This window comes from Borrelia hispanica CRI (assembly GCF_000500065.1).
Classification (GTDB): Bacteria; Spirochaetota; Spirochaetia; order Borreliales; family Borreliaceae; genus Borrelia; species Borrelia hispanica.
On record NZ_AYOU01000013.1, the window covers coordinates 1 to 1,868 of the forward strand.

Here is a 1,868-nt window from a genome sequence, read left to right on the forward strand (position 1 = left end):
ACTTTATTCATATCTCTTCAACCTTCTAAATTAACAAAAATTAATTTAGCTTAACATAAACTTTATAACAAAATAATAATTTTACAAAATCAATCAAAAAAGCTTATAAATATATATCCAAAGAAAAATATCATTTATAATTCATAAATAAGGAGAATATTATATGAATAAAAATAAAAGTATATTAATACTTTGCATTATATTATTATATAATTGTAATGCAAATAAAACCCCATGTCAAAGAATGCCTGACTCTGTACAAACTACTAAATCTCAAGATAACTTATTAAAACCTCAAGATCTAGAAAGCAAATTCCAAAAACATGCTCATATAACTTTAACTACTGAAGAAAAAATGAAATTTGAAATATTCATATATGCTCTTAATATATCTAAAAAAGATAGATCAGCATTTTACAAGAGACTTAAACAAGATAAAAATAAAAATCAAGAATTGCAAAATTTATTCAACAAATACGAGAAATTTCGTTCTTGGATCTTAGATGATAAACATATACAAGAACAAAAAGAATTAAGTAAGGCATTTAATTACGCATATAATCATATATTATATAATAAACTAAAAAGATTTGACAATGATCAGACTACTATGCAATACATCGAAGGAGCATTTTACTATTATTTACATGATAAATATAAAGACAATCATCACTATGACGGAAAGCTGTATGGGAATACAAACTCAGGTTTCCCTAATAACTATGTAAGCTTATTTTTTGAGCATTTTATACATACAATAATTAAAAAATACGACAATAATAAAGAAATATTTCAAGCAATAAAAAACGAACTTGAAGATAAAAATAGTAAAATCTATGCAAATACATTAAACATGTTGTCATAATAAAAATTAATAATAAAATAAATTGTTAATTTAAAATAAGTAAACATTTAGCAACTACGATTTCGTAGTTGCTAATTATATAATAATCAAAGTAATTCATACCACATAACAATAATCGCTATATATTTTAAAATCACAAATATCTATTAAAATGAGGAGATTTTATATGGAAATAACCAATTTCACCTTGATTTTATTACTACTAATGAGCAGTTGTAAACAAGATAATAACACAAATAAAGGAATTAAGAGCAGAAATAAAAGAGACTTAGAACAACAAGTAGAAGCACAAAAAACACCTGAAGAAAACTTGAGAGAAAAATTAAGTGAAAGTCAAATCAAAGGTCTAGATTTTTTAAAAGAAGCTTTAAGTAGCGACTCTGAATTTAATAAATTTTTAAATGAAGACGAATCTAAAATAAAAGATGCTCTTGATCACATTCAATCAGAACTTGCAAAGTGCACAGGAGATGACGCAGCTGGTAAAAAAACACATTTAAAGAAGTAGTAAAGGGTGCTTTGAAAGAGGGCTTAGATAATTTGAAAGGACAATCAAATAGCACTTGTGGAAATAATTAATCAGACCATCAACAGAATTTAAAAACAAGATTTAAGAAAGAAAGTACCAAGATATTTTCATAAAAGTAAAAGTATAAATAAAAAGATTTAAAAAAGGTATAAGTAAACAAAATGTTAACTTAAAGTTAACACAGAAGTGGGATTTAAAAAAAGGAAAGAAATATCTCTCATTGCAAACAGATGGATTGTTAAAATGAAATCTAGAAAGAATAGACAGCAAATTTTTAAGTATTTGTTAAAGCTACCACAAAGTTTACTAGATATTTTGTGCTGCACCCTTAAATATCAGCTCTTCTGATTAAAACACATACTTTAAACATTAAATTTTGCATACAATGGAAAGACATATAATTTGACATAAATTAAGAGTATTTGCTAACATATTTATACATAATTTTACTTATTTTTATAGCATTTAGTTAAC

General features: G+C 24.3%; 1 protein-coding gene and 1 pseudogene. Both read left to right on the forward strand.

The window, feature by feature from the left end; genetic code table 11:
• Window positions 1–163: 163 nt before the first annotated feature.
• On the forward strand, window positions 164–865 hold the full coding sequence (locus tag U880_RS0100330; RefSeq protein ID WP_024654321.1) for a hypothetical protein: 702 nt from the start codon (window positions 164–166) through the stop codon (window positions 863–865).
• A gap of 166 nt (window positions 866–1,031) precedes the next feature.
• A pseudogene (locus U880_RS09640) lies at window positions 1,032–1,444 on the forward strand (Mlp family lipoprotein).
• Window positions 1,445–1,868 lie beyond the last annotated feature (424 nt).

Excerpts from the sequence above, each read along its gene's own strand:
- U880_RS0100330 (WP_024654321.1), top strand. The coding sequence starts at position 164 with ATGAATAAAAATAAAAGTATATTAATACTTTGCATTATATTATTATAT.